Origin of the sequence: Mesorhizobium sp. M1006 (assembly GCF_040318825.1) — a bacterium.
Lineage (GTDB): Bacteria > Pseudomonadota > Alphaproteobacteria > Rhizobiales > Rhizobiaceae > Mesorhizobium.
In genome coordinates this window covers 39,638-64,890 of record NZ_JAMYMZ010000009.1, presented here as the reverse complement: position 1 = coordinate 64,890, position 25,253 = coordinate 39,638, and the positions used below count along the sequence as shown (strand labels likewise).

23 protein-coding genes and 1 pseudogene are annotated in these 25,253 nt (G+C 63.2%); 6 read left to right on the top strand and 18 right to left on the bottom strand.

Annotation, left to right across the window (positions count from 1 at the left end; all coding sequences use genetic code 11):
* Positions 1-12 precede the first annotated feature (12 nt).
* Positions 13-1,272: an ABC transporter substrate-binding protein gene (locus NKH60_RS11070; RefSeq protein WP_352472226.1), complete on the top strand. Its 1,260-nt coding sequence runs from the start codon at positions 13-15 to the stop codon at positions 1,270-1,272.
* Between the two features lie 75 nt (positions 1,273-1,347).
* On the opposite strand, the gene NKH60_RS11065 is transcribed toward NKH60_RS11070, so the two are convergent.
* The 4 genes and pseudogenes from NKH60_RS11065 to NKH60_RS11050 form a co-directional block, all read right to left on the bottom strand.
* On the bottom strand, positions 1,348-1,989 hold the full coding sequence (locus NKH60_RS11065; RefSeq protein WP_352472227.1) for a sigma factor-like helix-turn-helix DNA-binding protein: 642 nt from the start codon (positions 1,987-1,989) through the stop codon (positions 1,348-1,350).
* A gap of 58 nt (positions 1,990-2,047) precedes the next feature.
* Positions 2,048-2,155, bottom strand: a pseudogene (locus NKH60_RS11060) (sigma factor); the annotation flags it as partial.
* A gap of 121 nt (positions 2,156-2,276) precedes the next feature.
* Positions 2,277-2,816, bottom strand: coding sequence for a dihydrofolate reductase family protein (locus NKH60_RS11055; protein ID WP_352472229.1), 540 nt, complete (start codon positions 2,814-2,816; stop codon positions 2,277-2,279).
* A 118-nt stretch (positions 2,817-2,934) separates the two neighbouring features.
* Positions 2,935-3,474, bottom strand: coding sequence for an Lrp/AsnC family transcriptional regulator (locus NKH60_RS11050; protein ID WP_352452390.1), 540 nt, complete (start codon positions 3,472-3,474; stop codon positions 2,935-2,937).
* Positions 3,475-3,522: 48 nt separating this feature from the next.
* Between NKH60_RS11050 and NKH60_RS11045 the strand changes: the two genes are divergently transcribed.
* Together NKH60_RS11045 and NKH60_RS11040 are read left to right on the top strand one after the other, a co-directional pair.
* A complete protein-coding gene (locus NKH60_RS11045; RefSeq protein WP_352612215.1) occupies positions 3,523-4,704 on the top strand; it encodes an MFS transporter in 1,182 nt (393 codons plus the stop codon).
* A gap of 49 nt (positions 4,705-4,753) precedes the next feature.
* On the top strand, positions 4,754-5,182 hold the full coding sequence (locus NKH60_RS11040) for a GNAT family N-acetyltransferase (RefSeq protein ID WP_352612217.1): 429 nt from the start codon (positions 4,754-4,756) through the stop codon (positions 5,180-5,182).
* On the opposite strand, the gene NKH60_RS11035 is transcribed toward NKH60_RS11040, so the two are convergent.
* The 9 genes from NKH60_RS11035 to murA all read right to left on the bottom strand — a co-directional run bounded on the left by NKH60_RS11035 (position 5,183) and on the right by murA (position 15,836).
* Complete coding sequence (locus NKH60_RS11035; protein WP_352612219.1) at positions 5,183-6,313, bottom strand: anhydro-N-acetylmuramic acid kinase; 1,131 nt, start codon at positions 6,311-6,313, stop codon at positions 5,183-5,185.
* Positions 6,314-6,318: 5 nt separating this feature from the next.
* Positions 6,319-7,320 (bottom strand): serine hydrolase domain-containing protein, encoded by a 1,002-nt coding sequence (locus NKH60_RS11030; RefSeq protein ID WP_352612221.1) that lies wholly within the window; start codon positions 7,318-7,320, stop codon positions 6,319-6,321.
* Between the two features lie 69 nt (positions 7,321-7,389).
* Complete coding sequence (locus tag NKH60_RS11025; RefSeq protein ID WP_352472237.1) at positions 7,390-9,138, bottom strand: ABC transporter ATP-binding protein; 1,749 nt, start codon at positions 9,136-9,138, stop codon at positions 7,390-7,392.
* The gene (locus NKH60_RS11020; protein WP_352472238.1) at positions 9,135-9,974 is read right to left on the bottom strand and encodes an ABC transporter permease; all 840 of its coding nucleotides are present in this window, start codon (positions 9,972-9,974) and stop codon (positions 9,135-9,137) included. The genes NKH60_RS11025 and NKH60_RS11020 overlap by 4 nt, the downstream gene beginning before the upstream one ends.
* A complete protein-coding gene (locus NKH60_RS11015) occupies positions 9,974-10,933 on the bottom strand; it encodes an ABC transporter permease (protein WP_352472240.1) in 960 nt (319 codons plus the stop codon). The genes NKH60_RS11020 and NKH60_RS11015 overlap by 1 nt, the downstream gene beginning before the upstream one ends.
* Positions 10,934-10,965: 32 nt before the next feature.
* Positions 10,966-12,486 carry an ABC transporter substrate-binding protein gene (locus NKH60_RS11010; protein ID WP_352472241.1) on the bottom strand — a complete coding sequence of 507 codons (1,521 nt, stop codon included), beginning with the start codon at positions 12,484-12,486 and terminating at the stop codon, positions 10,966-10,968.
* Positions 12,487-12,585: 99 nt separating this feature from the next.
* Complete coding sequence (gene murQ, locus NKH60_RS11005; protein ID WP_352542256.1) at positions 12,586-13,509, bottom strand: N-acetylmuramic acid 6-phosphate etherase; 924 nt, start codon at positions 13,507-13,509, stop codon at positions 12,586-12,588.
* A gap of 183 nt (positions 13,510-13,692) precedes the next feature.
* On the bottom strand, positions 13,693-14,583 hold the full coding sequence (locus NKH60_RS11000) for a glucosamine kinase nucleotide-binding domain-containing protein (protein WP_352472242.1): 891 nt from the start codon (positions 14,581-14,583) through the stop codon (positions 13,693-13,695).
* The gene (gene murA, locus NKH60_RS10995) at positions 14,580-15,836 is read right to left on the bottom strand and encodes a UDP-N-acetylglucosamine 1-carboxyvinyltransferase (protein WP_352612225.1); all 1,257 of its coding nucleotides are present in this window, start codon (positions 15,834-15,836) and stop codon (positions 14,580-14,582) included. Before murA ends, NKH60_RS11000 begins: the two co-directional genes overlap by 4 nt.
* Positions 15,837-16,023: 187 nt before the next feature.
* Here murA and NKH60_RS10990 point away from each other — a divergent pair, with 187 nt between their 5' ends.
* The 3 genes from NKH60_RS10990 to NKH60_RS10980 all read left to right on the top strand — a co-directional run bounded on the left by NKH60_RS10990 (position 16,024) and on the right by NKH60_RS10980 (position 19,136).
* Positions 16,024-16,872, top strand: a complete 849-nt coding sequence (locus NKH60_RS10990; protein WP_352872115.1) for a MurR/RpiR family transcriptional regulator — start codon at positions 16,024-16,026, stop codon at positions 16,870-16,872.
* A 212-nt stretch (positions 16,873-17,084) separates the two neighbouring features.
* Positions 17,085-18,194 carry a carbohydrate kinase gene (locus tag NKH60_RS10985; protein WP_352502989.1) on the top strand — a complete coding sequence of 370 codons (1,110 nt, stop codon included), beginning with the start codon at positions 17,085-17,087 and terminating at the stop codon, positions 18,192-18,194.
* 12 nt (positions 18,195-18,206) lie between these two features.
* Positions 18,207-19,136: a pseudouridine-5'-phosphate glycosidase gene (locus NKH60_RS10980; RefSeq protein ID WP_352502990.1), complete on the top strand. Its 930-nt coding sequence runs from the start codon at positions 18,207-18,209 to the stop codon at positions 19,134-19,136.
* A gap of 35 nt (positions 19,137-19,171) precedes the next feature.
* Here NKH60_RS10980 and NKH60_RS10975 read toward each other — a convergent pair whose 3' ends face one another.
* The 5 genes from NKH60_RS10975 to NKH60_RS10955 all read right to left on the bottom strand — a co-directional run bounded on the left by NKH60_RS10975 (position 19,172) and on the right by NKH60_RS10955 (position 25,228).
* The gene (locus NKH60_RS10975; RefSeq protein WP_352612228.1) at positions 19,172-20,563 is read right to left on the bottom strand and encodes an FAD-binding oxidoreductase; all 1,392 of its coding nucleotides are present in this window, start codon (positions 20,561-20,563) and stop codon (positions 19,172-19,174) included.
* A 605-nt stretch (positions 20,564-21,168) separates the two neighbouring features.
* The gene (locus NKH60_RS10970) at positions 21,169-22,449 is read right to left on the bottom strand and encodes an amylo-alpha-1,6-glucosidase (RefSeq protein WP_352612230.1); all 1,281 of its coding nucleotides are present in this window, start codon (positions 22,447-22,449) and stop codon (positions 21,169-21,171) included.
* 32 nt (positions 22,450-22,481) lie between these two features.
* The gene (locus NKH60_RS10965) at positions 22,482-23,522 is read right to left on the bottom strand and encodes an ABC transporter ATP-binding protein (RefSeq protein ID WP_352455248.1); all 1,041 of its coding nucleotides are present in this window, start codon (positions 23,520-23,522) and stop codon (positions 22,482-22,484) included.
* Positions 23,523-23,543: 21 nt separating this feature from the next.
* Positions 23,544-24,386: a carbohydrate ABC transporter permease gene (locus tag NKH60_RS10960; protein WP_352612232.1), complete on the bottom strand. Its 843-nt coding sequence runs from the start codon at positions 24,384-24,386 to the stop codon at positions 23,544-23,546.
* The gene (locus NKH60_RS10955; protein WP_352612234.1) at positions 24,383-25,228 is read right to left on the bottom strand and encodes a carbohydrate ABC transporter permease; all 846 of its coding nucleotides are present in this window, start codon (positions 25,226-25,228) and stop codon (positions 24,383-24,385) included. The genes NKH60_RS10960 and NKH60_RS10955 overlap by 4 nt, the downstream gene beginning before the upstream one ends.
* Positions 25,229-25,253: the final 25 nt, after the last annotated feature.

The following is a 25,253-nucleotide window of genomic DNA, read 5'->3' as shown; positions in this document are numbered from 1 at the left end:
AGGGGAACAGCAATGAAAAAGACCATACTTCAGATCACCACCGCGCTCGCACTGCTGACAGCGGCCGGCGCAGCGCAAGCCGCCGATTGCAAGATCACCGTCGGCCTCGTCATGGAACTGACAGGCCCGGCCGGCGAGTACGGCCAGGCCGGCGCCAAATCGGTTGAGATGGCCTTCCGCGACATCAACGATGCGGGCGGCGTCCGCGGCTGCGATCTCGCAACCGACACGCGCGACAGCCAGAGCCAGGGCAACATTGCGGTCGACGCCGCGACGCAGCTCGTGCAGGTCAAGAAGGTGCCAGTGATCATCGGCGGCATCATCTCCTCGGTGTCGATCCCGATCCTGACCTCGGTCACCGCTCCGGCCAAGATAGTCCAGGTGTCGCCTGCTTCCTCGTCGCCGACGCTGACGGCGCTCGGGCGCGACGGCAAGACCAACGGCATCTTCTTCCGCACCATCACATCTGATGCGCTGCAGGGCGTCGCCGCCGCCAAATATGCCATCGACAAAGGCTTCAAGAAGCTGGCGGTCATCCACGTCAACAACGACTTCGGCGTCAACATGGTGGCGGAATTTTCGCGCGCCTATAAGGCACTCGGCGGCACCATCGTCTCCGACACGCCCTACAATGAAAAGCAGTCGAGCTATGCCTCGGAAGTGACGGCGGCGATGGCCGGCGAGCCCGACGGGCTTTATCTCGTCAGCACGCCTGTCGACGGCGCAACCATCGCCCGCACTTGGATTTCGCAGGGCGGTGTCCAGAAATTCCTGCTCAATGACGGCATGAACAGCCCGGACTTCATCGAATCCGTTGGCGCGGATTATCTGAAGGATGCGTACGGCACTTCCTCCGGCACCAGCCCGACCGCATCGACCGAGTATTTCACCAAGAACTACAAGGAATTTTCGGGCATCGAACCGTCGAACCCGGCGGCCGACCGGTCGTATGATGCCGGCGCCATCGTCGGCCTGGCCATCGCCATTGCGGGCTCCGAGGATCCAGCCAAGATCAAGGAGGCGATGTACAAGGCGGTCGACCCGGCCGGCACGCCGATCTATGCCGGCAAGGACGAGTTCGCTAAGGCGCTCGGCCTGATCAAGGATGGCAAGCCGATCCGCTACGAAGGCGTCATCGGCCCGGTCGCCTTCGACAAATACGGCGACATCACCGGCCCGTTCCGCCTCTGGAAGATCGTCGACGGCAAGGTGACGACCGACGGCGAAATGACGACGGATGACGTCAACGCCCTGCAGGCGAAGCTTCAGTAAGCCGCCCATGTCTTGTCCGGCATCGATCCCATTCCATTGAGGTTGATGCCGGACACTTGCATGTCCTGTTGCTGGTCAGGCCGGCCTGGAAACGACCACCGCACCAGCCGCCGGCATGATCCAAGGGCAGGCATAGTAATCGGCGATGCGATTTATGATCCCGCCAACGGCTTCGATCCGAACCGGATGGGCCGGCTTCCAACTATCTTCGCCATGGTGGAGCACGGGCAGCACCGCCTCGCCATCGATCTCGCCAACCGCCATTTTCCATGTCGTCGAAGCTCTTTCGTATTCGACGAAGTAAGGTGATTCCGACAGCCTGCCCTTGAAGCAATCCGCGACCCGCAATTGTGCGTCGGCGCTGGTCAACGCTCGTACCCCATCCCAGTCGCGGCGGTTGAACAGTTCGACATAGCGGCTGAGCAATTCCAAGAGTTCCGGATCGCGTTGGGGCTCCGAACGGACGATCGACTCGCCCGACAAGGCAGCCAATTTAGAGCGGCCTCGGTTCAACGCAGCTTTGACGCCACCAACGGTCGAGCCGACGAGATCGGCAATCTCTTCCAGCGAATAGTCGAAGACGTCCTTGAGCAGGACGCAGGCGCGCTCCTTGGGCGGCAGGTAGATCACCAGCCGCTCGATGGCGCGATCCGCGCCCTGGCCCGCCGGCTCGACCGGCAGGACGATCTCGTCTTCGACGAAAATTGGCCTCCGCATGCCGACGCACCTGCCGGCTTCGCAGGAAATCGATGCAGCGATTATGCGCAATACGAAACAGCCAAGGGCGAAGAGCACTCGCATCGTCCAGCTTCTCGATCTTCCGATAGGCCTCGAACAGCGCCTCTTGCATCACGTCTTCGGCGTCGAGCGTTGAACCGGTCATGCGTGCACAGTAGCGGTGCAGCCGTCCACGCAAATGCGCGACTGTCTCCAGGAAGCCGGCGTAGCGGACGTCGAAAAGCCCGGTCGGGTCAAGTCCTGGCTGCATCTTCATGGCATACGGATCATAGCGGGACATAGGTCAGCGTAATGACCCCGTTCTTGAAACGGTGCGTATCTATAAGCTCCAGCTTGACCAGGGACGGGTCGACATCCTGGAAAGCGCGTTTGCCAAGGCCGACGCGGGTCGGCACGATCGAGAGTTGATACTCGTCGACAAGCCTGTTGGCGAGCAGCGTCTGGTCGAGATTGCTCACTCCATATTTCAATATGTTGCCGCCGGTTTGCTGCTTGATCCTGGCGATTTCGGCAGCGACGTCGCCTTCGATCAGCGATGCGTTCCAGCTCACTGCCTTGAGGCTGCGCGACGCGACGAGCTTCTTCAGCCCGTTCATGCGGTCCATGTACTTGCTGCCTTTGACCTGCGGCCAACGCGCCGAGAACATTTCATAGGTGACGCGGCCGAGCAGGAAAAAATCCGCGTCGCCGGCCTTTTCATATGAGTGCTCCTTCATCTCCTCGTCGAAGAACGGTGACGCCCATTCCATCGGTGCTTCGATGACGCCGTCCAGCGAAATGAAGCTGCCCACGATCAATTTTCTCATCGCGTGTCTCCGGCTGCGCAACAGGCATCCCGTCTGACCCAAGAACCGGCGGGACCACAGGATGCAGTGTCTGAGACGTTTCCGGTTCGACTTTGGATACGCGTGAGAATCGTTTGAGCTAATAAAGCGGCTTGGCCATATGCCGGGGGGTCGGCCATTCCGTCGTTATCCCCGGCTGCACCGGCCGCTCGAGATAGGTCGACAGGACCACATAGCTTCGGGTCGAGGTGACGCCGGGTGTTTCGTAGAGGCGCGACAGCAGGCCCTCGAGCGCCCGCGTGTCCTCGGTGCGGACCTTGATCAGCATGCATGTGTCGCCGGCCACCGAATGGATCTCCTCGACTTCGGGGTGTTCGGAGATTGCCATCAGCTCCGGCGTCTTTCCCCACCCCTTTGTGTCGATATGGACGAAGGCAAGCAGCGGCTTGTGCACCGCCTTGGGATCGATGATGACCGCGGTGTTGCGGATGGCGCCGCTGCGCCGGAGGCGCTTGACGCGTTCATGGGCTGCCGGCGGTGAAAGGCCGACGCGGTCGCCGAGCTCGGCATAGCTGATCGTGGCGTCGTCGACCAGAACGCCTAATATTTTTCGGTCGGTTGCATCGATATCGCGGGCGGCGGGCCTGTTCTGCGGAATGCCATCTGTTTCTTCATCCATATTAAAATTCCCGATTGATGCAGAATTTAATACGGCCATTATTGCCATATGTCGAACACTGATCAAGTCGCCACATTCGCAGCGGCGCCCAGGCCGCCAATCCCGGCACTCGCTTACCTGCTGACGGGGTGCATTGCCGTGATCGGCTCGAACTCGCTGGTGCTCGGTCCGATCGCGCCGGCGGTGGCCGCGTCCTTCGGCACAAGCGTGCCGGCGGTTATGATCGCGTCGGCCGCGTTCGGGCTCGGGACGTCGGCAAGCGCCTTGTTCCTGGCGCGCTATATCGATCGGCTTGGCGCCCGCCGCATGCTGCAAGGGGCGTTGCTGCTGCTGGCGATAGCGCTCGTCGCCAGCGCCGCTGCGCCGACCGTGACGGCGCTGGTCGCGGCCCAGCTTCTCGCCGGCATCGCTGCAGGTGTCGCCATGCCGGCAATCTATGCCAGCTCCGCCGCGATTGCGCCGCCCGGCCGCGAAAGCGGCACCATAGGCGTCGTGCTGACCGGCTGGACGCTGAGCATGGTCGCCGGGGTTTCGCTGTCGGCCGTGCTTGCCGATCTGGTGCATTGGCGCGCCGTATTCGCTGCGGTCGCGGTGCTCTCAGCACTCGCCTTGGCCAGCCTGTCGCTGACCTCGCTCAGCGATGTCAGGAAGAGCGGTCCGGCACCGACGCCGCTGGGTGCGTTGGCCGTTCCGGGCATAGTGCCGCTGCTGGTCGCCTGCGCGGCCTTCATGACCGCGTTCTACGGCATCTACGGCTATCTGGGCGATCACCTTCACAACGGCTTGGGACGGCCGGTCAGTGCCAACGGGCTGGCCGCGCTCGCCTATGGTGTCGGCTTTGGCGCGGCGGCACTTCTTGACGGCGTTATCGACCGCTTAGGCGCGCGGCGTGTCATGCCATTTGCCTATCTGCTTGTCGCGGTCGTCTATGTAGTGATTGCCGCGGCAAGCAGTAGTTTTCATCTGACCATAGTGGTGATAGCCGTCTGGGGCCTTGCCAATCATTTCGGGCTGAACGTCCTGGTGATGCGCCTGTCGGCGCTCGACCCTGCGCGTCGCGGCACGATCATGGGTTTGAACAGCGCGGTGACCTATCTTGCGGTGTTCGTCGGCACCACGGCGTTCGGACCGCTCTATTCCACGTTCGGTTTTGCAGCATCGGCGGTGATTGCAGCTTTGCTCATGCTGATCGCTGCTGCGGCAGCGGCGTGGCGTTCGCCGAAGCTATAGCGCAGCAAGGCTTGCTTCTCGGGCCCGTCCTTCGATAGATGCTTGGCGGATGAACAATACAACGCTTGAGACAACCGCCGACCCCTTGCCGCACGAGCTGGCTTTTCTCGGAGAGCGGCTTGCGGCGTTCAACGACAGTGATGTCGGCGCCTCCTGCAGGAAGGCATTGGCCGTGTTCGTGCGCGATGAGCACGGCGCTATTGTCGCCGGCATCTCGGGATATACAGCCTGGGGCTGGCTCTATGTGCAATGGCTCTGGGTCGATGAAAAACTGCGCGGTCACCGCATGGCCGGCAGGATGCTCCAGGCGGCCGAGAGGGAGGCGATCGCCCGCGACTGTCACGGCGCCTGGATCGACACGTTCAATCCCAAGGCCGCCAAGGCCTATGAGCGCCAGGGCTATTTGCCCTTCGGCGTGCTTGCCGATTTCCCCATTGGCCGCAGCCGTATCTTCCTGCAGAAGAAATTGTTGGCTTAGTTAGCCGGCAAGGCGTCCGCCGCGCATCGGCTGGGGCACGCCGGTCGTACTGGGAAAGCTGATCGGCAAGCCCCTGAGCACGCGCACTGCCAGGAACGCAAAACACTCCGCCTCCACCGCATCGCCCTTCCAGCCAAGCGCCTCGGCCGGAACCGCTTCCACGCCAGCGCGGCTGGCAAGCATGGCCATGATCGTTGGGTTGTGTCGACCGCCACCGCTGACCACCAGCCGCTTCGGCCGGCGCGGCAGAAGATCGAGCGCCTTGCCGACGGCGGCCGCGGTGAAGGCCGTCAGCAGGGCTGCGCCATCCTCGGTGTTCATTCCGTCCGCCATCGAGGCGCCGAAATCGAAACGGTCCAGCGATTTCGGATAGGGTTTGGTCAAATACGGATGCTGCAGGAGCTTGGCCAGCCGTGCCTCGTCGACCGTGCCGGCGCGGGCAAGGGCGCCGTCGCGGTCCATTTCGCCGAGCCCCTTCGATTTGATGAAATCGTTCAGCGGTGCGTTGGCGGGCCCGGTGTCGAAGGCAACAACATTGCCCGTGCCGTCCCACCAGGTGATGTTGGCGACGCCGCCGAGATTGAGCACCGCCGTGTCGCCGGTGGCGTCGGCTTCGCGCAGCAGCGCGGCGTGATAGGCGGCCGACAGCGGCGCGCCCTGGCCGCCGGCGCGCATGTCGGCCGAGCGGAAGTCATAGGCGACCCTGGTGCCAAGGATGGCATGCATCAGCTCGCCGTCGCCAAGCTGGCGGGTCTGGCCCAGTCGGCCCACTTGCGGGGCACGGTGCAGCACGGTCTGGCCGTGGAAGCCGACGACCCCTATATCGGCCATCGTCAGCCCGTGGCTTTCGACCAGATCCTTGACTGCCGCGGACTGGGCGCGCGTCAGCGCTTCCTCTGCCTCGTGGAAGATTGCCGGTTCCGGTCCGGTGAAATTCCAGCTCCTTGCCTGCCGCAGCGTCTCTTCCAGCAAGGTCCGGATCGACTGCGGGTAGGGGGCCAGCGTGTAGATGCCGAAGTCGTCAATCCGTTCGCCGTCGGTCTTGATCAGCGCGACATCGATATTGCCGTCCAGCACGGTGCCGGTCATCAGGCCGACGGCCCACATGGGTTCGCCATTTTTCGGATTCATGGTTGTCAGGCTCCGTTGACGAGATCGCCGACCGCTTGGCGAAGCGCTGCGATCCCGCTGTTGAAATGACGTGTCGGATGGATCCGGTTGGTGAGCAAGGTCCAGGCTCTGCCTTTGTCGAAGTCGACCCACAGCCCGACACCGGTAAAGCCGGTATGCCCGATGGTTTCGGGGCTGCATAACCGGCCGCCGGACCAGCCTTCGTAGGGTCGCTCCCAGCCATGGGTGCGGGTCGCCGACAAGGGGGTGCGCATTAGCGCGATCGAACGCTGCGACGCGCCGGTCCCGTCCAGCAGCCCTTGCGCAAAGTCGAGGACCGAAGCCGCCGTTCCGAACAGGCCGGCGTGACCGGCACCTTGCAAGGCCGAGCAATTGTCGTCGTGGACTTCGCCGCAGAGCACGCGATGGCGCCATGTGCAGTCTTCGGTCGCCGCCGCTTGATCCGGTTCGGCGGAGAACGCGAAGCCCGGACCGGGATCTATGTCGCGAATGGTCTTGCCAGACAGGCGCTCCAGGACGAAGCCGAGCAGGATGAAGTTGATATCGGAATAGACCGGCTCGCCAGCCTGCCATTCGCGCTGCAGGATGAAGGCGCGCAGCAGGTCCGGATCATGGCCATAGGTGTAGATCGGTGCGACGGCGGGAAACGGTGTCTGATGGCCGAGACACTGGCGAAACGTTACGTTCCGTTCCCAGGCTTTTTCGTCATATTGGCGAAGGTCGGGCAGGACGGAAATCAGCGGCGCGTCGAGGTCGATGAAGCCTTCTTCCGCCAGTGCCAGGATACGCGACGTGGTGAAGATGACTTTGGTCAAGGATGCGAGGTCGAACCATGTCCCGACATGCATCGGCCGTACCTTGGGCACGACTTGGGCTGAGCCGATTGCCCGGACGATGCGTTCGCCGTCCCCGTCAACTATGCCGAGCACGCCGCCCGGAATGCGCGATGCGGCCACGGCCGCTTCGAGCGGGGCGAATGCGCGGGAGAAGAAATCATGGCCGATCAACTACGCCTCCGTTTGGAAGGCAGCGAGGGGGCTGTCCCTCCGGCCTTTCGTATCCTTGGGCGACAATCATCACACTTCCACCCGTGCTCTATGATCCGGCCCGAATTGCTGCCAATTAGCCGGCCCCGGCTCAAACCCCAGCGGACGCACGAGCGAGGGGACCTGGCGCGTGTCCAGCTCGAAACGTTCATGCCGCCGGTCTATAGTAGGAACGGCGGCGATAAGCTGTTTGGTATAGGAGTGCTTCGGCTCCGAGAGCACCGATCTGGCATCGCCGATCTCGACGATCTGGCCGGCATAGATGACCGCGATGCGATGGGCGATCCGCTCGACGACAGCCATGTCATGCGAGATGAACAGATAGGCCAGCCCGAATTCACGCTGCAGCTCGATCAAAAGCTCCAACACCCTGGCCTGCACCGACACATCGAGCGCCGAAACCGCTTCGTCGAGGACGACAACCGAAGGATTGAGCATCAGCGCGCGAGCGATGCACAGGCGTTGCCGCTGGCCGCCGGAGAATTCGTGCGGATAGCGCCGCAGGCTGTTTTCCGGAAGGCCGACGCGTCTCAGCAGCGCGGCCATTTTCGCCCGCGTTTCAGCAGTTATCCGTCCGCCGGTAGCGATCACCGGCTCCGCGAGGAGGTTTTCGACGGTGAGTCTGGGATTAAGCGAGCCATAGGGATTCTGGAACACCATCTGCACGGGAAGGGCGCTCTGCCCGGCGGCGGCCTTGCGCGCGCTGGCCGAGATCGTGCCGCGCGTCGAGCGCACCAGCCCCAGAATCGCGCGGGCGGTGGTGGACTTTCCGGAACCGCTCTCGCCGACGACCGCCAATGTCTCGCCCGGCATTAGCTCGAAATCCACACCGTCCACGGCATGGACGGCACCGCTGGTACGGCTGAAAAACCCAGCCTTGACCGGAAACCGCACTACGAGGCCATCGACCTTCAGCGCCGGCTCGGCAGCTTTTTGCGTTTCGCGTTGCACGTCCTTGCGTGCGGCACTGCCGCCGGCGAAATGCGGCACCGCATGAAGCAGATGCCGCGTATAGGGATGCCGCGGATCGTCCAATATCTGGTTCAATGCGCCCTGCTCGACAGCTTCTCCGCCTTGCATCACCATCACCTTGTCGGCGATGCCTGCAACCAGACCGATGTCGTGGGTGATGAAGATCATCGACATCCCGGTTTCCTGCTTTAATTCGGCGAGCAGCGCCATGATCTGCGCCTGCACCGTAACATCCAGCGCCGTCGTTGGCTCGTCGGCAATGAGCAGGCGCGGGTTGCACGCAATCGCCATGGCGATCATCACCCGCTGCAGCATGCCGCCCGAAAGCTGGTTGGGCGTGTATTTCAGCCGCCGTGCAGCGTCGGGAATACGCACGCGGTCGAGCGCGTCCTTGGCCGCCGCCGTCGCTCGCCGGCCGGTCAGGCCGCGATGCAGGCGAAACGATTCCTCGATCTGCCTGCCGATGGTCAGCACCGGATTGAGCGAGGTCATCGGCTCCTGGAAGATCATGCCGATTTCGCCGCCGCGGATCTTCGTCAATTGCGGCTCGGCTGCGGCTGTCAGGTCGAAGGTGCTGCCGTCGGCCCGCCTCAGCTTGATCGACCCGCCGGTGATGCGGCCGCCGCCATAATCGACGAGGCGATTGATCGACAGCGCCGTGACCGACTTGCCCGAGCCGCTTTCGCCGACGATTGCGAGCGTCTCGCCGTCGGCGAGATCGAAACTGACGCCGCGCACGACCTCATTGGCTTGCGGGTTGCGGCCGAAGCCGACGCGCAATCCGCTGACGGACAGCAGCGGGATCATGCGATCGATCTCCGCATCTTCGGGTCGAGGACATCACGCAACGCATCGCCGAGCAGGTTGAAACCGAGGATGCCGATCATGATCGCCACGCCCGGGAAGATCATCAGCCAGGGAGCTGTCTCCATCAGATTGCGGCTGTCGCTCAGCATCAGGCCGAGCGACGCGGCGGGCGGCTGCGTGCCGAGCCCGAGGAAGCTTAAGCCGGCTTCGGTCAGCAGTGCCCAGGCCAGCGCCAGCGTCACCTGAACCGTCAGTGGCGCCACCAGATTGAGCAGCAGATGCCGTGTTACGATATAGCCCGCACTGCTGCCGAACGTGCGGGCCGCGTCGACGAACTCGCGCGCCTTGAGCGACAGAGCCGGACCTCGCACGACGCGCGTGAAGATCGGTGTGTAGACGACGGCGATGGCAATGACGCTGGTCGAGGTTCCCGGTCCCGCAACCGCGACGATCAGCAGCGCCAGCAGGATCGCCGGGAACGCCAGCACAACGTCCATGATGCGCATCACCATGCCGTCCCAGCGGCGCCCGAACCAGGCTGCCGCCAGCCCGAGCACGGTGCCGGCCAGTGTCGCAAAGGCGACCGAAAAGAAGGCCACGATGAAGGACTGGCCGATCCCGGTCATCAGCCGACTTGCGACATCGCGGCCGAACAGGTCCGTGCCCATCCAGTAGATGCCGTCAGGCGCATGCAGTCGCTCGACCCGGTGCTGCGTCAGCGGATTGTGCGGCGTCAGCCCCAGCATGCCAAGCACGGCAAGCAGCAGATAAAGCGCAACGATGGCACCGCCGATCCGGCCGCTGGGATGCGCAAATATAGCCCGCAATGTCGCCATCAGTGCTCGCTTAACCGGATACGCGGATCGAGCGCGACATAGGCGAGGTCGACGAGGAGATTGACGATCATGAAGTTGAAGGCGATGAATAGCACGCTTCCCTGCACCAGCGCGTAGTCGCGCTGCAGGATGGCATCCAGCACCATGCGGCCGAGACCGGGCAGCGCATAGATCTGCTCGACGATGACAGCTCCGCCCAGGAGGTAGCCGAACTCTATGCCGCTCAGCGTCACGACCGGGATGAGCGCGTTGGGCAAAGCATGCCGCCAGATGACGCCGCGCGCCGAAACGCCCTTGCTACGCGCCGTCCTGACATAGTCGTCGCTGAGCACATCGAGCATCGCCGAACGCGATATGCGGGTCACCGAAGCCGCGAAGGCAAATCCAAGCGTGACCGCAGGCAGCAACAGCTGGCCGAGATTGCGCAGCGGATCCTGCCACAGCGGCGAAAACTCGCCCATCGCCGGCAAAACGCCAAACCCCGCCGACAGCGTGTAGATGATCAGCAGGGCAAGGACGAAGTTCGGCGTCGACTGCCCGATCATTGCGACAACGCGCACGCCGAGGTCGGACAGCCTTTCGTTATGGGTGGCGGCAAAGATCCCCGCCGGCATGCCGACAAGCAGGGCGATGACCATCGACAGCAAGGCGAGTTCCAACGTTAGCGGGAAACGCTCGAGGATGACGTCGAGCACCGGCCTGCCATAGGTGGACGAAATGCCGAGATTACCTTGGAAAAGACCAAGCAGCCAGCGCCAGTACTGGATGAACCAGGGCTGGTCGATGCCGAAATAAGCTGCAAGCGCATCGCGCTGCTGCGGCGTCAGCAGGCCGGCTTCGGTCCCCAGCATTGCCGTGATCGAATCGCCCGGAACCATCCGGATCGCCAGGAACACCACGATGGATACGCCAAGCAGGACGAGAGGGAAGGTCGCCAGTCGCCGCATCAGATAGTTCACGCGAAGAATTCCTCTCGTCCGGCACAAAGCAGCTACTGGATCGTCACCTTGGCGAGGCTGAACAGCGAACCTGTCGGCACCGGTTCGAATCCTGCGATATTCTTCTGCTGTGCCGTGTAGCTGTAGGACGTGTAGAGCCAGATCCAGGGCGACATCTCAGTGATGTGCTTCTCGAAGTCGGCGAAGATCGCTTTGCGCGCTGCCGGGTCGGTCTCGGTGCGGCCCTTCTGCATAAGACTGTCCAGCGTGTCGTCGATATAGTTCGCCACCTTCTGCAGATTGCCCGTCTTGGTCCAGTAGCGGTTGTACATAGTGTAGGGATCGGCCCTGCCGCCGTTCAGCGCGACGGCCATGTCGAAATCGCCCTTCAGCCAGGCGTCGACATAGACGTTGAGCTCCATCATCTTGATGTCGAGCTTGACGCCGATTTCTGCGAGTTGCGACTGGATGACCTGGGCTTCCGCCGCTGCCGTCGGCGGCTCGCCGGTGGCGCCGATCACTGTCGCCGAAAAGCCGTCGGCATAGCCGGCTTCGGCCATCAACTGCTTGGCCTTCTCAATGTCGCGCTTATAGCAGAACAACTGCTTCGGATCGGTCGCCAGTGCCGGGATGGTCAGCGGGCCGGTGACCTTGCCTTCGCCGAGCGAGGCGGTGTCCAGCACTTCCTGCCGGTCGATGGCGCAGGAAATCGCCTGACGCACCTTGAGTTCGGTCATCGGCTTGCGGGAGGGATTGAGCTGCAGCACGTGATAGGCAAGCACCGGCACGCGGTTCAACTGCAGGCTGGCTTCCTTGGGCACCAGCGTGGCGACAAGCGGATCGTTGAGCAGGGCAAAATCGATCTGCTTGGTGCGCATCGCCGCCAGGATCGCCGTCTCGTCCGGCAGCACGCTGATTTCGATGCCGTCGACGCCGGTCGCGCCGCCTGCCCAGTCCTTGTTGGCGACAAGCACTTCCTTGGAATTCGGATCCCATTTTTCGAGCTTGAACGGACCCGAGCCGATCGTTGTCGTGCCGATCGAGCCGGCCGCGATTTCGCTTGCCGGGACGATCGCCGCATTGACGTCGCTCATCGCCGTCAGGATCGGCACGTCCGGCTGCGAGAGGTGGAACACGACGGTGGCGGGATCGGGCGTGTCGATGCTGGCGATCGAGAGAAAGTTGGCGCGCGCCGCAGCACCCGTCTTCTCGTCGAGTATGCGCTCGAACGATGCCTTGACGTCGGCCGAGGTCACGGCGGCGCCGTTCTGGAATTTTGCTTTCGGATTGAGCTTGAAGCTCAGCTCCTTGCCGTCCGGCGAGAACTGCCATGAATCGGCAATCGCGGGCGTGATTTGCAGGTTTGCGTCGAGCCGCACCAGCGGTTCGTAGATCAGCTCCAGCAGCCGCAGTGAGGAGAATGCCGTCTGCTTGTGCGGATCAAGACCGGTGGCGTCCTGCGACCACGCCATATGCAGCGTCGCCGCACTCGCCTGCACCGGTAGCGCGGCGATGCCAACCATTGCCGCGAGCGTCATGCCGGAAAGCAGTTTCTTGCCAATGTGCCGTACCATTGTCGTCTCCCATTATTGTTAAACCAGATGCCTTGCAGTTCCCCGGACCGCTTCAAAGGGACACACGCCCCGGAACATCGGCCCAGTATCCATGCGGTTTTACACCGTCTTTTCGCCTATCGCTTTGCGCAGGAAACCTCCCGCGTTGGCAAGCGCCTTACGTGCTTCTTCGACACCCATGCCGGTGATCGTCACCAGGATTGCCAGTTTTACATCATTGCCGGTCTGGTCGAGTGCCTGTCGTGCCTGCTGTGCCGCGCAGCCGGTCGTCTGCATCACGATCCTGACCGCCCTTGCGACAAGCTTCTTGTTGCTTGGATTGAGGTCAACCATCAGGTTCTGATAGCTCTTGCCGATGCGGATCATGCTGGCGGTAGACAGCATATTGAGCACCAGCTTTTGCGCGGTTCCCGATTTCAGCCGGGTCGAGCCGGTGAGGACCTCCGGGCCAACCACCGGAGAGATGGCAATATCGGCAATGCCGGCAATGGTCGATCGAGGATTGCAGGACAACGCCACGGTGGTGGCTCCCACCTCCTTGGCATAGGTCAGGCCGCCGATGACATAAGGTGTGCGTCCGCTGACAGCGATGCCGACCACCACGTCGTCGGCGGTCAGCTTGATGTCCTGCAGCGCCTTTATTCCCTGTTTCGGATCGTCCTCGGCGCCTTCCGCAGAGTGCACCAGCGCGTCGACGCCGCCGGCGATCAGGCCCACCACCATGTCCTCGGGTACGCCGAAGGTCGGCGGGCATTCCGAGGCGTCAAGGACGCCGAGCCGGCCGCTGGTGCCAGCCCCCATATAGACAAGGCGTGCACCGTCCTGGAACGCGCTCACGATCCGGTCCACGGCCGCAGCAATATCGGGGATGACCTTCTCGACGGCTGCCGCAACGCCTTTGTCCTCGTCATTGATCTTGCGCAGCACCTCGAGGGTCGGCAACAGATCGATGTCCATGGTTTTCGGGTTCCGGTCCTCGGAAACCAGCCGCTCCAGCTCCGACATCAACCCTTGTTCGACCACTTCGCTTACTTTCAAGTGCGACTGCGAGCAGGACTGTGATGCCCACAGCAAGCGGCGTCCAGTGCCTGCACCTGGCCGTCGGCTCCGTACCGGCTGCGCCGGTTCTGTTTCGTTAACTTTTTAGAATTCGATATTCCCTGTGTCAACGGAAAGTAGGAATATTATATTCCTGCGAGCAAGGCATCACTGGCGGCAGAGGGATTTTCTGGCCAGGATTATGGCCCCCGAAACCGCGTCGCCGTCGGCCGGCTTCAGCCGTCGGCGGACGTCGGGAGCGAGCCATGGCTCAAGCGGGCTGGACAACCCTCCGAGCAGCGTAACCCGCGGCGCGCCTTTTTCGAACAGCACCCGCACGAAGGTGTCGATCTGCTCGGCAGCGCCTTGCACGATCCGCCGACCGGCCGGATCGCCCTGATCGGCATGGCGGATCACCATCGGCGCCAGGGCGGCATAGTCCGTCGCACTGGCGCGGTCCATCCAGGCCACCGCCTCGAACGGATCGTCCTTGAAGCGCTGCATCACCTCGGCCAGCAGCGCCGTCCGCTCATGCCGACCGTCATGGGCTCGCAAGGCAAGCTGCACTGCCTTCAGTCCGAGATCGGCGCCGCTGCCCTCATCGGAAATCGGAAAACCGTAGCCGCCGACGCGCAGGTCGCGCCCTTCGACAAAGCCGAGCCCGATCGAACCGGTCCCGGCTATGACGATGGCGCCGTCTTGACCCGAATGCGCGCCAAGGCAAGCCGCGACGCCGTCGCTGACGAAGTCGATGCTCGCAAAGGGTTGTTCGATGCCATGAAACGCCTCGAGCGCACCCTTACGGCCGATGCCGGCAACACCGATACCCGCGCGGATCCTGGCGATTTCCGCCGCCGTGAACCCTCCCTCTTCGATCGCCGCGCCAAAGGCTTTGGCAATCGAGGCCCAGGCCACCTCTATACCGAGTCGCGTTGTCGCCGGGCCCGACAGGCCTTGCCCGAGCACGGTTCCTGCCTCGTCTTCGATACGCGCCCGGCAGCCGGTTCCGCCGCCATCGACGCCCAGGAAATAATGCGGAGACGCCCGACCGGCACTCATTGCCTTATTCGTTCGATCTGGGCGCCGCACAGCCGGAGCTTGCGGTCCAACTGCTCGTACCCGCGGTCGAGATGATAGACGCGATTGATCGTCGTCTCGCCCTCCGACACCAGCGCTGCTAGCACCAGCGAGACGGAGGCGCGCAGGTCGGTCGCCATCACTTGCGCGCCCTTCAGCTTCTCGCCTCCGCGCACCAGCGCCATGGTGCCTTGCAGCTTGATATTGGCGCCGAGCCGCATTAGTTCAGGCACATGCATGAAGCGGTTCTCGAAGATCGTCTCGCGCAACAGCGAAGCGCCCTCGGCACAGCACATCAACGCCATGAACTGCGCCTGGAGATCGGTCGGAAAGCCCGGATAGGGCTCCGTCGTCACGTCGACCGCCTTGAGCGGCCCGTCTCTCGATACGATCAGCCCGCGGTCGCCCGGCCATATTTTCACACCGGCTGCTTCGAGCAGCTGGACGACGGATGCCATGTGCTCGAGCCGCGCGTGGGTCAGCTCGAGCTGACCGCCGGTGACGGCCGCTGCGACGGCATAGGTGCCGGCCTCTATCCGGTCCGGGATGATGTCGTGCGTGGCGGCGCGCCAGTCTGTGCTGCCCCCGATCAGGATGCGGTGCGTGCCGGCGCCCTCGATCCGCGCGCCCATGTCGTTCAGGCAGGCGGCAAGATCGGCCACCTCCGGCTCGCGGGCCGCGTTGAGGATCTCGGTCTCGCCGTTTGCCGTCGTCGCCGCCATCATCGCCGTTTCGGTCGCGCCGACCGACGGCGAGCTCAAAACGATGCGCGCGCCTTTCAGTCCGCCCGGCGCAGACGCGACGATCAGTCCGTTTTCGATCGCGGTATCGGCGCCAAGTGCGGCAAGTGCGGCGACATGCATGTCGACCGGCCGTGCGCCGATCGCGCAGCCGCCAGGCAGCGAGACCCGGGCATGGCCGAAGCGGGCAAGCAGTGGACCGAGAACCAGCACCGTCGCGCGCATGCGCCTGACGGTATCGTAGCTTGTCTCCCTGGAAGCGGCAGCACTGGTATCGATTGTGGCGGCATGCGCCGATCTGGTGACTACGGCCCCATGAAGGCCGACGACGCCAAGCATGTTGTCGATATCCGTCACCTCAGGCAGGTTGGTCAGCTGCAGCGGATAGGGGCTGAGCAACGCCGCCGCTATTTGCGGCAAGGCCGCGTTCTTGGCGCCGGAGATCGTCACCGCGCCCTCAAGCCTGTGCCCGCCGACGATCCGCAATTTGTCCATGGCTCTGACCTAATCCCGAGCTGTCGGCGAGTCTACGATCTTTTCATGTCCGAATCGTCGACATGCCCGAAGGCTGGGCCGCAACCGCACCAGTCGAGATTTGATGGTTCATTCTTGGCTGTCAATCAGAGGCGGAATAATTTATTCCTTGGCTTGGCGTTGTCTATGACAGGTAATGGGGGAACGCATGTCCGTCCTGAAGAAGATCGAGGCCAAGCTCGAAGTCATGGCGCCCGGCGACCGCGAGATCGGTCAGTATATCGTCGATAATCCCGACCAGATGCTCCGCCTGTCGACGGCGGCGCTTGCCGCCGAGATCGGCCGCAGCCAGTCGAGCGTCGTCAAGTTCAGCCAGAAGCTCGGCTATTCCAGCTATCAGGAGCTTAAGCTCGCCGTCAGCGAGGCCAAGTCGCAGGAATGGCACGTGCCGGCCGGCATGATCCACGGTTCGATCGAGGTCGGCGACAGCTATCTGGTCATCCTGCGCAAGCTGATCGGCAGCAAGCTTTTCTCGATGCAGCAGACCGTCGCGGCCAACACCGAGCAGGAAATCGGCAAGGCCCTCGAAGCATTGAATGGTGCGCGCCGCATTCATTTGGCCGGCGTCGGCGCATCCTCGCTGGTGGCGCGCGATTTTTCCTACAAGCTGATGAAACTCGGCCGCAACGTGCTGCACGACAGCGACAGCCATGTGCAAATGGCCAATGTCTCGACGCTTGGAAGAGGTGACGTGCTGTTCGCGCTCTCCTATTCCGGGGCGAGCATCGAAACCCTGCGGATAGCTGAACTTGCCCGCAAACGTGGCACCACCGTGATCGCCGTCACCGGACTTCGCGACAATCCGCTGAGCCGGGTTGCCGACATTCGCCTCCACACGATCGCCGATGAAGAGCGCGCGCGCTCGTCATCGATAACTGCGCGTGATGCACAACTGACGCTGACCGACCTGCTGTTCATCCTGCTCGTGCAGAAGCAGCCTGACGCCAACGAATACGTCCACAACAGCGAATTGGCCGTCTCGGTGCTGAAGGCTTAGTGGTGTTCGCAGTCTCGCGTTAAGGCTCCCTGTTCTCGGAGAAATGCCCGCGCCGTAGGGCCTTCAGCGCGAGCGCGTCCGATAGGTCGACACAAGTGGCCTGACCAAATGTGGGCACCCGACCGGAAATGCCCAGGTCCAAACAACTGTTGACAACAGCATCTGTTGTTATATCAACATTCAGCCTCGAATTCGACCGGCCGGGTGAGACAATGGACGACCTTGGAGCACAGGAACAAGCGGTTCTCGACCTCATTGCCGCGAACCCATTCGCCGGCCAGCAGGACATAGCAACGGTGCTCGGCATCGCCCGCTCGACGGTTGCGGCCCACATCGTGCAACTCGTCAACAAGGGATACATTCTCGGCCGTGGTTACGTCTTGCCGACGTCCAAGCGCATGGTCTGCGTCGGCGGCGCGGTGCTCGACCGCAAATACCACGCCAAGAAGGATCTGATTTTCGAGACGTCGAACCCGGTCGACGGCTATCGCAGCTTCGGCGGGGTTGCCCGCAACGTCGCCGAAAACCTTGCCCGCCTCGGCGTCGACATAAGCTTCGTCTCGATCGTCGGCGACGATGAAACCGGCCGCTCACTGGTCCGGCATCTGCGCGACCTCGGCGCCGATGTCAGCCAGATCATCACCACCACGGAACGGCCGACGGCGGAATACGCGGCCATCCTCGACCGCAACAACGACCTCGTGCTCGGCATTGCCGACATGGAGATATTCGATCTGTTTTCGTCGTCCTATCTCGACCGCTTCTGGCCGCATCTGGCTTCGGCGACATGGGTGTTCATCGACTGCAATCTGCCGGCCGCGACCCTCGCGGCACTGATGTCGCGCAAGCAGGGTGCGCGCTTCAAGCTCGCCGTCGACACGGTATCGGCGCCGAAATCAGCGCGCCTGCCGAAGGACCTGACCGGCATCGATCTTCTGTTCACCAATCATGACGAGGCCAATACGATGCTCGGCATGACGGATGCCGACAGGCGGCTGACGCCGGAGGAAGCAGCGGCAGCGCTGCGCGCGGCCGGCGCCGGCGAGGTGATCGTGACCGTGGGCGCGCATGGATTTGCCGTTGCGACTGAGAGCGGTGTGACGACCATGCACTCCGTCCCGGCGCAGCCCGTCGATATCACCGGCGCCGGTGACGCGATGATCGCCGGCACACTGTACAAGGTGCTTTCGGGTGAGCCGGTCGCTCATGCCGTGCGCACCGGCGCGCTGCTTGCCACACTGACCACCGAGAGCGAAGCCAGCGTCCATCCCGATCTGTCGCCGCGCTTCCTTGCCGCCGGCATGTACCGCATTCCTGCCTGAAAGCGAGATGATATGAAACCTTTCCTTGTCCACCTGAACGATGAAGTCGCTGCTGCGCTTGATGAAGGCCGCGCGGTGGTGGCATTGGAATCGACGATCATCACCCACGGCATGCCCTATCCGGCCAATCTGGAAACTGCCCGTGGTGTCGAGACCGTGGTGCGTGAAAACGGCGCCGTGCCCGCCACAATCGCAGTGGTCGCCGGCAAGATCAAGGTTGGCCTCGACGACCGTGAGCTGGAAGAGCTGGCAGCGGCAAAGGGCGTGGTCAAGGCTTCCGGGCGCGATCTCGCCGCCATCATGGTGCGCGGCGGCTCGGCCGGAACCACCGTCTCGGCGACGATGCGGATCGCCGCGTTAGCCGGGATCGGCATTTTTGCGACCGGCGGCGTGGGCGGCGTGCATCGCGGCGCCGAAGCCACTTTCGATATCTCCGCCGACCTGACCGAACTCGGCCAAACCGGCACGACCGTGGTCTGCGCCGGAGTTAAGTCGATCCTCGATATTGCGAAGACGCTGGAATATCTGGAAACTCAGCGCGTCCCGGTGATCGCCTATGGGAGCGATGATTTTCCGGCTTTCTACACCCGCTCCAGCGGGCTCAAGGCCGATCATCGCCTCGACACGCCCGACGAGATCGCGCGAGCCATGCTGCTGCATGACGAGATGGAATCCGGCACCGGCATTCTCGTCGCCAACCCTATTCCCGAAGCGGACGCGCTCGATCCGGCGTTCATCGACGGCACGATCGCAGCGGCCGTGGCTGAGGCCGAGAAGCGCGGCATCGGGCGCAAGGAACTGACGCCGTTTCTGCTCGCACGCATCAATGAGCTTTCGCAAGGCCGCAGCCTGAAGGCCAACATCGCGCTGGTCCGCAACAACGCCGCGCTTGCTGCCCGCATCGCGGTTGCGCATGCGGAATTGAAGGGCGCGACCAGATAGAGACAGCGCCCGGCCAGCGCTACGCACCTTCGATTTCAGCCCGGCGCGAGGTCGAAGATGCGCCCGGCATTGAGGATGTTGTTCGGGTCGAAGGCTGCTTTCAGGCGCCGCATGGCCGCGATCTCGGCGTCGCTGCGCACAAGGTGCAGCCATTCCTTCTTGTCCAGGCCGATGCCATGCTCGGCCGAGACGCCGCCGCCAGCCGCGGCCACGCGCCGGTAGACGATGTCGTATGCGGCCGCCGGATCCCCGGTGCGAACCTGATAATGCAGATTGCCATCGCCAAGATGGCCGAAGACGTAGATGTCGGCGCTGCGGTCGACGGCCTTGATGACGGCTTCTGTTTCGCCCAGGAAAGTCGCCATTCTCGCCAGTGGGATGCTGATATCGACGCCGATCAGGCCTGCCATCGAAAACAGGAAACGGTTGGCCTCCTCGCGCACCGCCCAGAGCGCCCGGAATTCGCGCGGCGATTGCGAGACGACCACGTCGTCGATCACGCCATCTTCAACCGCCTGCATCAGCACCGCGGCAAAACGTTCGCGGTCGCGGTCGGGCTCGCTGCCCTGTATCTCGGCAAGCACATAGACGGGCGAGCCGACCGGCAGCGGCGCCGGCGCCTCCATGCCGGCGATCATGGCGCCATAGAGCGGTGCGAAATTCACCTCATAGGCCGATAGCAAGGGCCCGAGCTTCCGCCTGAGCAGCGCAAGCAACGTGATCGCCGCGTCCAGCGAAGCAAGCGCGCAGAAGGCATTGATCTCGGTGGCCGGCTTCGGATGCAGCCGCAGGCATGCGCGCGTGACCACGCCGAGCGTGCCTTCGCTGCCGATGAACAATTGGCTGAGGTCGTAGCCGGAGTTGTCCTTCGCCAAACCCTTGAGCGAGGTCAGGATACTGCCGTCGGCAAGCACCGCTTCCAGCCCAAGCACCTGCGCCCGGTACATGCCGTAGCGCAGCACACGGATGCCGCCGGCATTGGTGGCGACATTGCCGCCGACGGTGGCCGTGCCGCGCGCTCCGATGTCGACGCCGAACAGCAAGCCGGCCGCATCGGCGGCTTCCTGCACCGCTTGCAGCGGCGCGCCGGCCTCGGCGATGATGGTCGCCGCCTCGCGGTCGATAGCCTCAACGGAAGTCATGCGCTCCAGCGACAGCACCGCTTCGCCGCGCTGGATGCGCGCCGCGCCCGCAAGACCGGTGCGGCCACCCTGGACGACGAGCCTTTGCCCGACCTCGTTGCACAGGCGCAGAACGTCCGACACCTCGCCGGTCGTGCGTGGACGCAAGACGATCGCCGGCGGCGCGCCGTCCTTGCCGTCGGGGTCTTCCCGGTAGCGTGGTCCGGCCTCCTCAGCCGAGACAATCGCTGACCTGTCCAGCCGCTTTTCCAGCCGCGACAGAAGCTCGGTAATTTTCTGCGACATGTGGCTCAAGGACATGAACGGCCCGGGCGCATCGACGCGGCCGGGAGAGGGAAGGGCGAGGGCTGTGAAAGCGGCCGTGGCTGATTTCTACTGTTCAGCAAATGTGCGGAAAACCCGCCAAGAATACAGCCGGTTGTCTTCGCCATGCGTCGCTCCTGTAACAGGTCGACCATAGGCGCGGCCGGCTATTTGTCAAACCTTTGACCGCAAGCGCTTACCTGCGGGCGGCCCAGTATTCTGGACCGAGGCAAACGCTCACTCACGCGTCCCAGGCGCCTCAGCCTCGGCGCAAATGAGCTTGATGTCGGCTCCCGCCGCCCAGGCGCCGATATCCTCCCGCCGCAGTGCCGCCGCCATCATGTCCGGAAACAGATCCGGGGTGCAGGCGAAGACCGGAATGCCAAGTGCCGCGAGCCGCGCTTCTCCCCGCCTCGACGCAGTATAGATAGCGGTTTGTGAAGAATTATTATAGCTCTGGCATGGTGAAGATTGGCATGCCTTGGCCCTGTTTTGATGGACCAGGACGTGCCTCAGACGCAAATAGTATCGACTGTTATTCGGCGGACAGAACGGGCTTTGGTAGCCGGCGGCCTTGGCGGAAGCGTTCAGGCTCTGCCCTTCAGGAACTCGATCACCATTGCCGCGGTCCAGGTGAAGCGATTGCCGCCGAGCGGCTCGCCGTTGAGGGGATCGTAATATTCGGCAAAACCGCTCTCGGCGATCAGCTCGAGACTGGATTGCGTGATGCGTTGTGCGATTTGGCTGTGGCCGGCGACGGCAAGGCCGTCGGCGATCATGTAGTTGACCACCAGCCAGACCGGGCCGCGCCAGTAGCGCTTTGGGTCGAAGCGCCCATCCTCAGGATCGTGCGACGGGACGATGCAACGCGTTTTGCCGGCGATGCGCTCGATCGTTGCAGCGATGGTCGCTGCCCGGCTTTCCGGGATGGCCGAAAATACCGACAGAATGCCGCCGACCGACGCGCTGTCAACATGCTTTCCGGCCACTCGGTCGAAACAAATGTACTGGCCATGCGCGTCGCTCCACAGCCGTTCCATTGCCGAAAGCCCCTTTTCGGCACGGGCGCGATTGGCTTCTGCGATTTCGGTTTCGCCAAGTGCCTCGGCGAGATCGGCAAGGTCGGCGGCGGAACGGATCAGGATGGCGTTGAAGCCGGGATCGACGACCTGGAATGGCGAGGCATCGTGCAGCCGGGCATTGTCCCAGCCAAGCCCGCGGAAATGCTGCAACAGCCAGACATAGCGGTCATACTGTGCCTTGGTTGGACGATGCGCCGGATCGGCGTGCAGGATGTCGCGGCGGGTGTAGGGCTCGACGCCTTCGGTCGGCACGCGCTCGAACGCCTCGTCCCAGTCGATCGAGTTGTCGCGACCGGACTCCCATGGGTGGATTATGGCGACCAGCCCTTCGCCGTCCGGGTCGCGATTTTCGTAGAACCAGCGGTGCCAGGCATCGATTTTCGGCAACAGCGCGCGGGCGCGCTCGGCCGCCAGGGTCTTGTCCTTGGCCTGGTCGAACAAGCGGCGCACGGCAAAGCCGGCGACCGCCGGCTGGGTGATGCCGGAGGTGGCAGTCGGGCGATTGGTTCGCCAGACCTCCGGCCCGGGGAAATAGCCGTCGCTCCAGACATGGAAGACGATGTGCGGCACCATGCCGTCTGGCCATTGGTGGGCGAACAGCGTGTCGATCTCGGTCCAGGCGCGCGCCTCGTCATAGTGGGCAAGGCCGAGCGCGGTCAGGCAGGAATCCCAGTTCCACTGAAACGGGTAGAGGCCCTTGGTCGGTATGGTGTAGGTGCCTTGGTCATTTTCCCTGAGCACCTCGACGGCGCGGGCGATGGTTTCGTCGACAGCAAGAGATATCATCGGGGCGTTCGTACTTTCAGAATCGAAGGGGATCAAAGGGCGTTGGTGGTTTCGGGATCGAACCAGCGGATGCGATCGGGTTTGGGCGAAAGCCGCAAGTGATCGCCGACGGCGACCGTGGCATTCGATTCGAGGATGGCGCGGAACAGGCCGCCCTCGACGTCGCAGGTGACCAGCGTGTGCGGTCCGAGCGGCTCGACAACGCGCACGGTGGCGTTAATACCTTCGTTGCCGGCGTCCACATCCTCGGGGCGAATGGCGAATTCTATCGTCTGCTTGTCCGATTTGGGGCCGGGCAGCGTCAGCCCGGCGACGGTCCAACTGCCGTCGGCCGTCTTCGTCGCCGGGATGAAATTCATCGGCGGGTTGCCGATGAAGGAGCCGACGAAGCGGGCCGCCGGATTGCGGTAGACCTCTACCGGCGAGGCGGCCTGGACGATACGGCCCTGATGCATGACGGCGATGCGGTCGGCAAGGCTCATCGCCTCGACCTGGTCGTGGGTAACGTAGATGGTGGTGGTCTTGGACGCCGCGAGCACACCTTTGAGCTCGGCGCGCATTTCGAGCCGCAGCAGCGCGTCTAGGTTGGACAGCGGCTCGTCCATCAAGATCACGTCAGGCTCCATCGCCAGGGCCCGGGCCACAGCCACGCGTTGGCGCTGACCGCCGGAAAGCTGGCCCGAATAGCGCTTCAAAAGCTGTTCGATATGCATTAGCTCGGCGGTGCGGTTGACGCGCCCGTCGACCTCCTGCTGCGGCAGCTTCTTCATGCGCAGGCCGAAGGCGATATTCTCGAATACCGTCAGGTGCGGAAACACGGCGTAATTCTGGAACACCATAGCGATGCCGCGTTCGCGCGGCGGCAGATGGTCGACGCGACGGCCGCCGATCCAGACCTCGCCCTGGCTTGGCGTTTCCAGCCCGGCGACGATCCTCAGCAGCGTGGTCTTGCCGCAACCCGAGGCGCCGAGCAGCACCATGAATTCCTGGTCGGCGATGGTCAGGTCGATCGAATGCAGCGCGGTGAAGCCGCCGAAACGTTTTGCCACCTGCTTGATGACGATCTCAGCCATCGGCGTTCTCTTTTGTGCGCGTCATCGATTGGCGATCCCCCACATGGCGAACAGATATTTGCGGACGGCAAAAATGAAGATCAGTGCCGGGATAACCAAGGCAGCACCGCCGGTGAATTTGAGGTAGAGCGGCGATTCGCCAAGGCTCTGCAGCAGGAAGGCGGTCAGCGTCCGGTTCTCGATGGTGAGCACGGCGGCGGCAAACACCTCGTTCCAGGAGATGGTGAAGGCAAACACCGCGGACGCCGCGATGCCCGGCAGCGCCAGCGGCAGAATGACTTTTCGGAATGCCTGCAATCTCGTGCAGCCGAGCGTCCAGGCCGCCTCCTCCAACTCGACGGGAATGCCGGAGAACAGCGAGAAAGTGATCAGCACCGCAAACGGCAGCGCCAGCGTGGTGTGGACCAGCGCCAGCCCGATCGCGGTGTCGTCGAGGCCGGTGCGGATGAACATCACCGCCAGCGGCAGCGCCAGCAGCGGCAGCGGGAAGGCGCGGGTCATCAGCACGAGGAAACGGAACGTTTCCTTGCCTGGGAAATCGAAGCGCGACAGTGCGTAGCCCGCGGGTGCGCCGAAGCCGATCGAGAGGATCATCGTCAGCGTAGCGACGAGAACGGAGTTCCACAGCGCCTTGGCGACGCCGGCGAAATTGATGAAGAAAGAAAGGCTGCCGAAATCGAATGACGGGAAGAAGCGCTTGGGAAAGGCGGTCACCTCTTCCGGCGACGACAGCGCGTTGACGATCAGCAGATAGATCGGCAGCAGCACCCAGACGCAAAGCAGGATGACCGTTGCGACCAGCAACCAATTGCCGGCTTTGCGGGCCTCAGGCGCGGCGATCGAGATCTCCGCGACGGTGCTCATATCCGCGCCTCCTTCGGCACACGCAGCACACGCAGGAAGAACAGTGTGAAACCGATCGAGATGGCGAGGATGAACAGCGCCATGGCGGCGGCGACATTGTGGTCCTGCAGCGTGAACTGCCAATTGTAGGTCTCGCCCATCAGCACCGGCAGATTGGTGCCGCCGAGTGCTGCAACCACGGCAAAGACCTCAAAGGCAAGGATGACGCGCAGGATGATCGCCGTCTGCAGGCTTGGGCGCAGCAGAGGCAGCGTGATCTTGATGAAGCGCTTCCACGGGCTAGCGCCAAAAACCTCCGCCGCCTCGTAGTATTCCCGGGGGATCAGCCCCATGCCGGCGACCAGAATGACCATCATGATGGCGGTCGCGCGCCAGATCTCGGCCAGCGCCACGGCGATGAAGATCGTCAGCTTGCTCTGGTAGCCGAGGAACATGACCGGGCTGTCGATGACGCCGAGATTGGAGAGCAAGGTGTTCAGGAAGCCGGACTGGTCGAAGATGGCGAGCCAGATCAGCCCGGCGGCCAGATCGGAGATGCCGAGCGGAATGGCGAAGATATAAAGCGCGGCGCTGCGTCCCGTTTCGAGCCGCGACACCGCGGTTGCCATCAGCAGTGCCATGACCAACTGAATCGGCACGACGACGACGCTCAGCAGTAGCGTATTGCGGACAGTGACCGGAAACTTCCAGCTGCCCGCCATGGTGCGGAAATTGTCGAGCGTAAAGCCGCCGTCGCGGGTTAACGCCTCGAAGGCGACCAACACGAACGGGTAGAGGAAGAAGACGCAGAGGAACAGCGTCGCCGGTGTCAGCAGCAGATAGGGCAGGGCCTTGCTGTGCATGGAGCGCTCTCTATTCGAAGCTTCA

What these genes read in the sequence shown, in the direction of transcription:
- NKH60_RS11000 (WP_352472242.1), bottom strand. Translation starts at nt 14,583, where the DNA reads ATGAGTGCCGGTCGGGCGTCTCCGCATTATTTCCTGGGCGTCGATGGC.
- NKH60_RS11055 (WP_352472229.1), bottom strand. Translation starts at nt 2,816, where the DNA reads ATGAGAAAATTGATCGTGGGCAGCTTCATTTCGCTGGACGGCGTCATC.
- NKH60_RS11010 (WP_352472241.1), bottom strand. Translation starts at nt 12,486, where the DNA reads ATGGTACGGCACATTGGCAAGAAACTGCTTTCCGGCATGACGCTCGCG.
- NKH60_RS11035 (WP_352612219.1), bottom strand. Translation starts at nt 6,313, where the DNA reads ATGAATCCGAAAAATGGCGAACCCATGTGGGCCGTCGGCCTGATGACC.
- NKH60_RS11065 (WP_352472227.1), bottom strand. Translation starts at nt 1,989, where the DNA reads ATGCGGAGGCCAATTTTCGTCGAAGACGAGATCGTCCTGCCGGTCGAG.
- NKH60_RS10960 (WP_352612232.1), bottom strand. Translation starts at nt 24,386, where the DNA reads ATGAGCACCGTCGCGGAGATCTCGATCGCCGCGCCTGAGGCCCGCAAA.
- murA (WP_352612225.1), bottom strand. Translation starts at nt 15,836, where the DNA reads ATGGACAAATTGCGGATCGTCGGCGGGCACAGGCTTGAGGGCGCGGTG.
- NKH60_RS11025 (WP_352472237.1), bottom strand. Translation starts at nt 9,138, where the DNA reads ATGATCCCGCTGCTGTCCGTCAGCGGATTGCGCGTCGGCTTCGGCCGC.
- NKH60_RS11040 (WP_352612217.1), top strand. Translation starts at nt 4,754, where the DNA reads ATGAACAATACAACGCTTGAGACAACCGCCGACCCCTTGCCGCACGAG.
- NKH60_RS10980 (WP_352502990.1), top strand. Translation starts at nt 18,207, where the DNA reads ATGAAACCTTTCCTTGTCCACCTGAACGATGAAGTCGCTGCTGCGCTT.
- NKH60_RS11045 (WP_352612215.1), top strand. Translation starts at nt 3,523, where the DNA reads ATGTCGAACACTGATCAAGTCGCCACATTCGCAGCGGCGCCCAGGCCG.
- NKH60_RS10985 (WP_352502989.1), top strand. Translation starts at nt 17,085, where the DNA reads ATGGACGACCTTGGAGCACAGGAACAAGCGGTTCTCGACCTCATTGCC.
- NKH60_RS11050 (WP_352452390.1), bottom strand. Translation starts at nt 3,474, where the DNA reads ATGGATGAAGAAACAGATGGCATTCCGCAGAACAGGCCCGCCGCCCGC.
- NKH60_RS11070 (WP_352472226.1), top strand. Translation starts at nt 13, where the DNA reads ATGAAAAAGACCATACTTCAGATCACCACCGCGCTCGCACTGCTGACA.
- NKH60_RS10990 (WP_352872115.1), top strand. Translation starts at nt 16,024, where the DNA reads ATGTCCGTCCTGAAGAAGATCGAGGCCAAGCTCGAAGTCATGGCGCCC.
- NKH60_RS10955 (WP_352612234.1), bottom strand. Translation starts at nt 25,228, where the DNA reads ATGCACAGCAAGGCCCTGCCCTATCTGCTGCTGACACCGGCGACGCTG.
- NKH60_RS10970 (WP_352612230.1), bottom strand. Translation starts at nt 22,449, where the DNA reads ATGATATCTCTTGCTGTCGACGAAACCATCGCCCGCGCCGTCGAGGTG.
- NKH60_RS10965 (WP_352455248.1), bottom strand. Translation starts at nt 23,522, where the DNA reads ATGGCTGAGATCGTCATCAAGCAGGTGGCAAAACGTTTCGGCGGCTTC.
- NKH60_RS10975 (WP_352612228.1), bottom strand. Translation starts at nt 20,563, where the DNA reads ATGTCGCAGAAAATTACCGAGCTTCTGTCGCGGCTGGAAAAGCGGCTG.
- NKH60_RS11020 (WP_352472238.1), bottom strand. Translation starts at nt 9,974, where the DNA reads ATGGCGACATTGCGGGCTATATTTGCGCATCCCAGCGGCCGGATCGGC.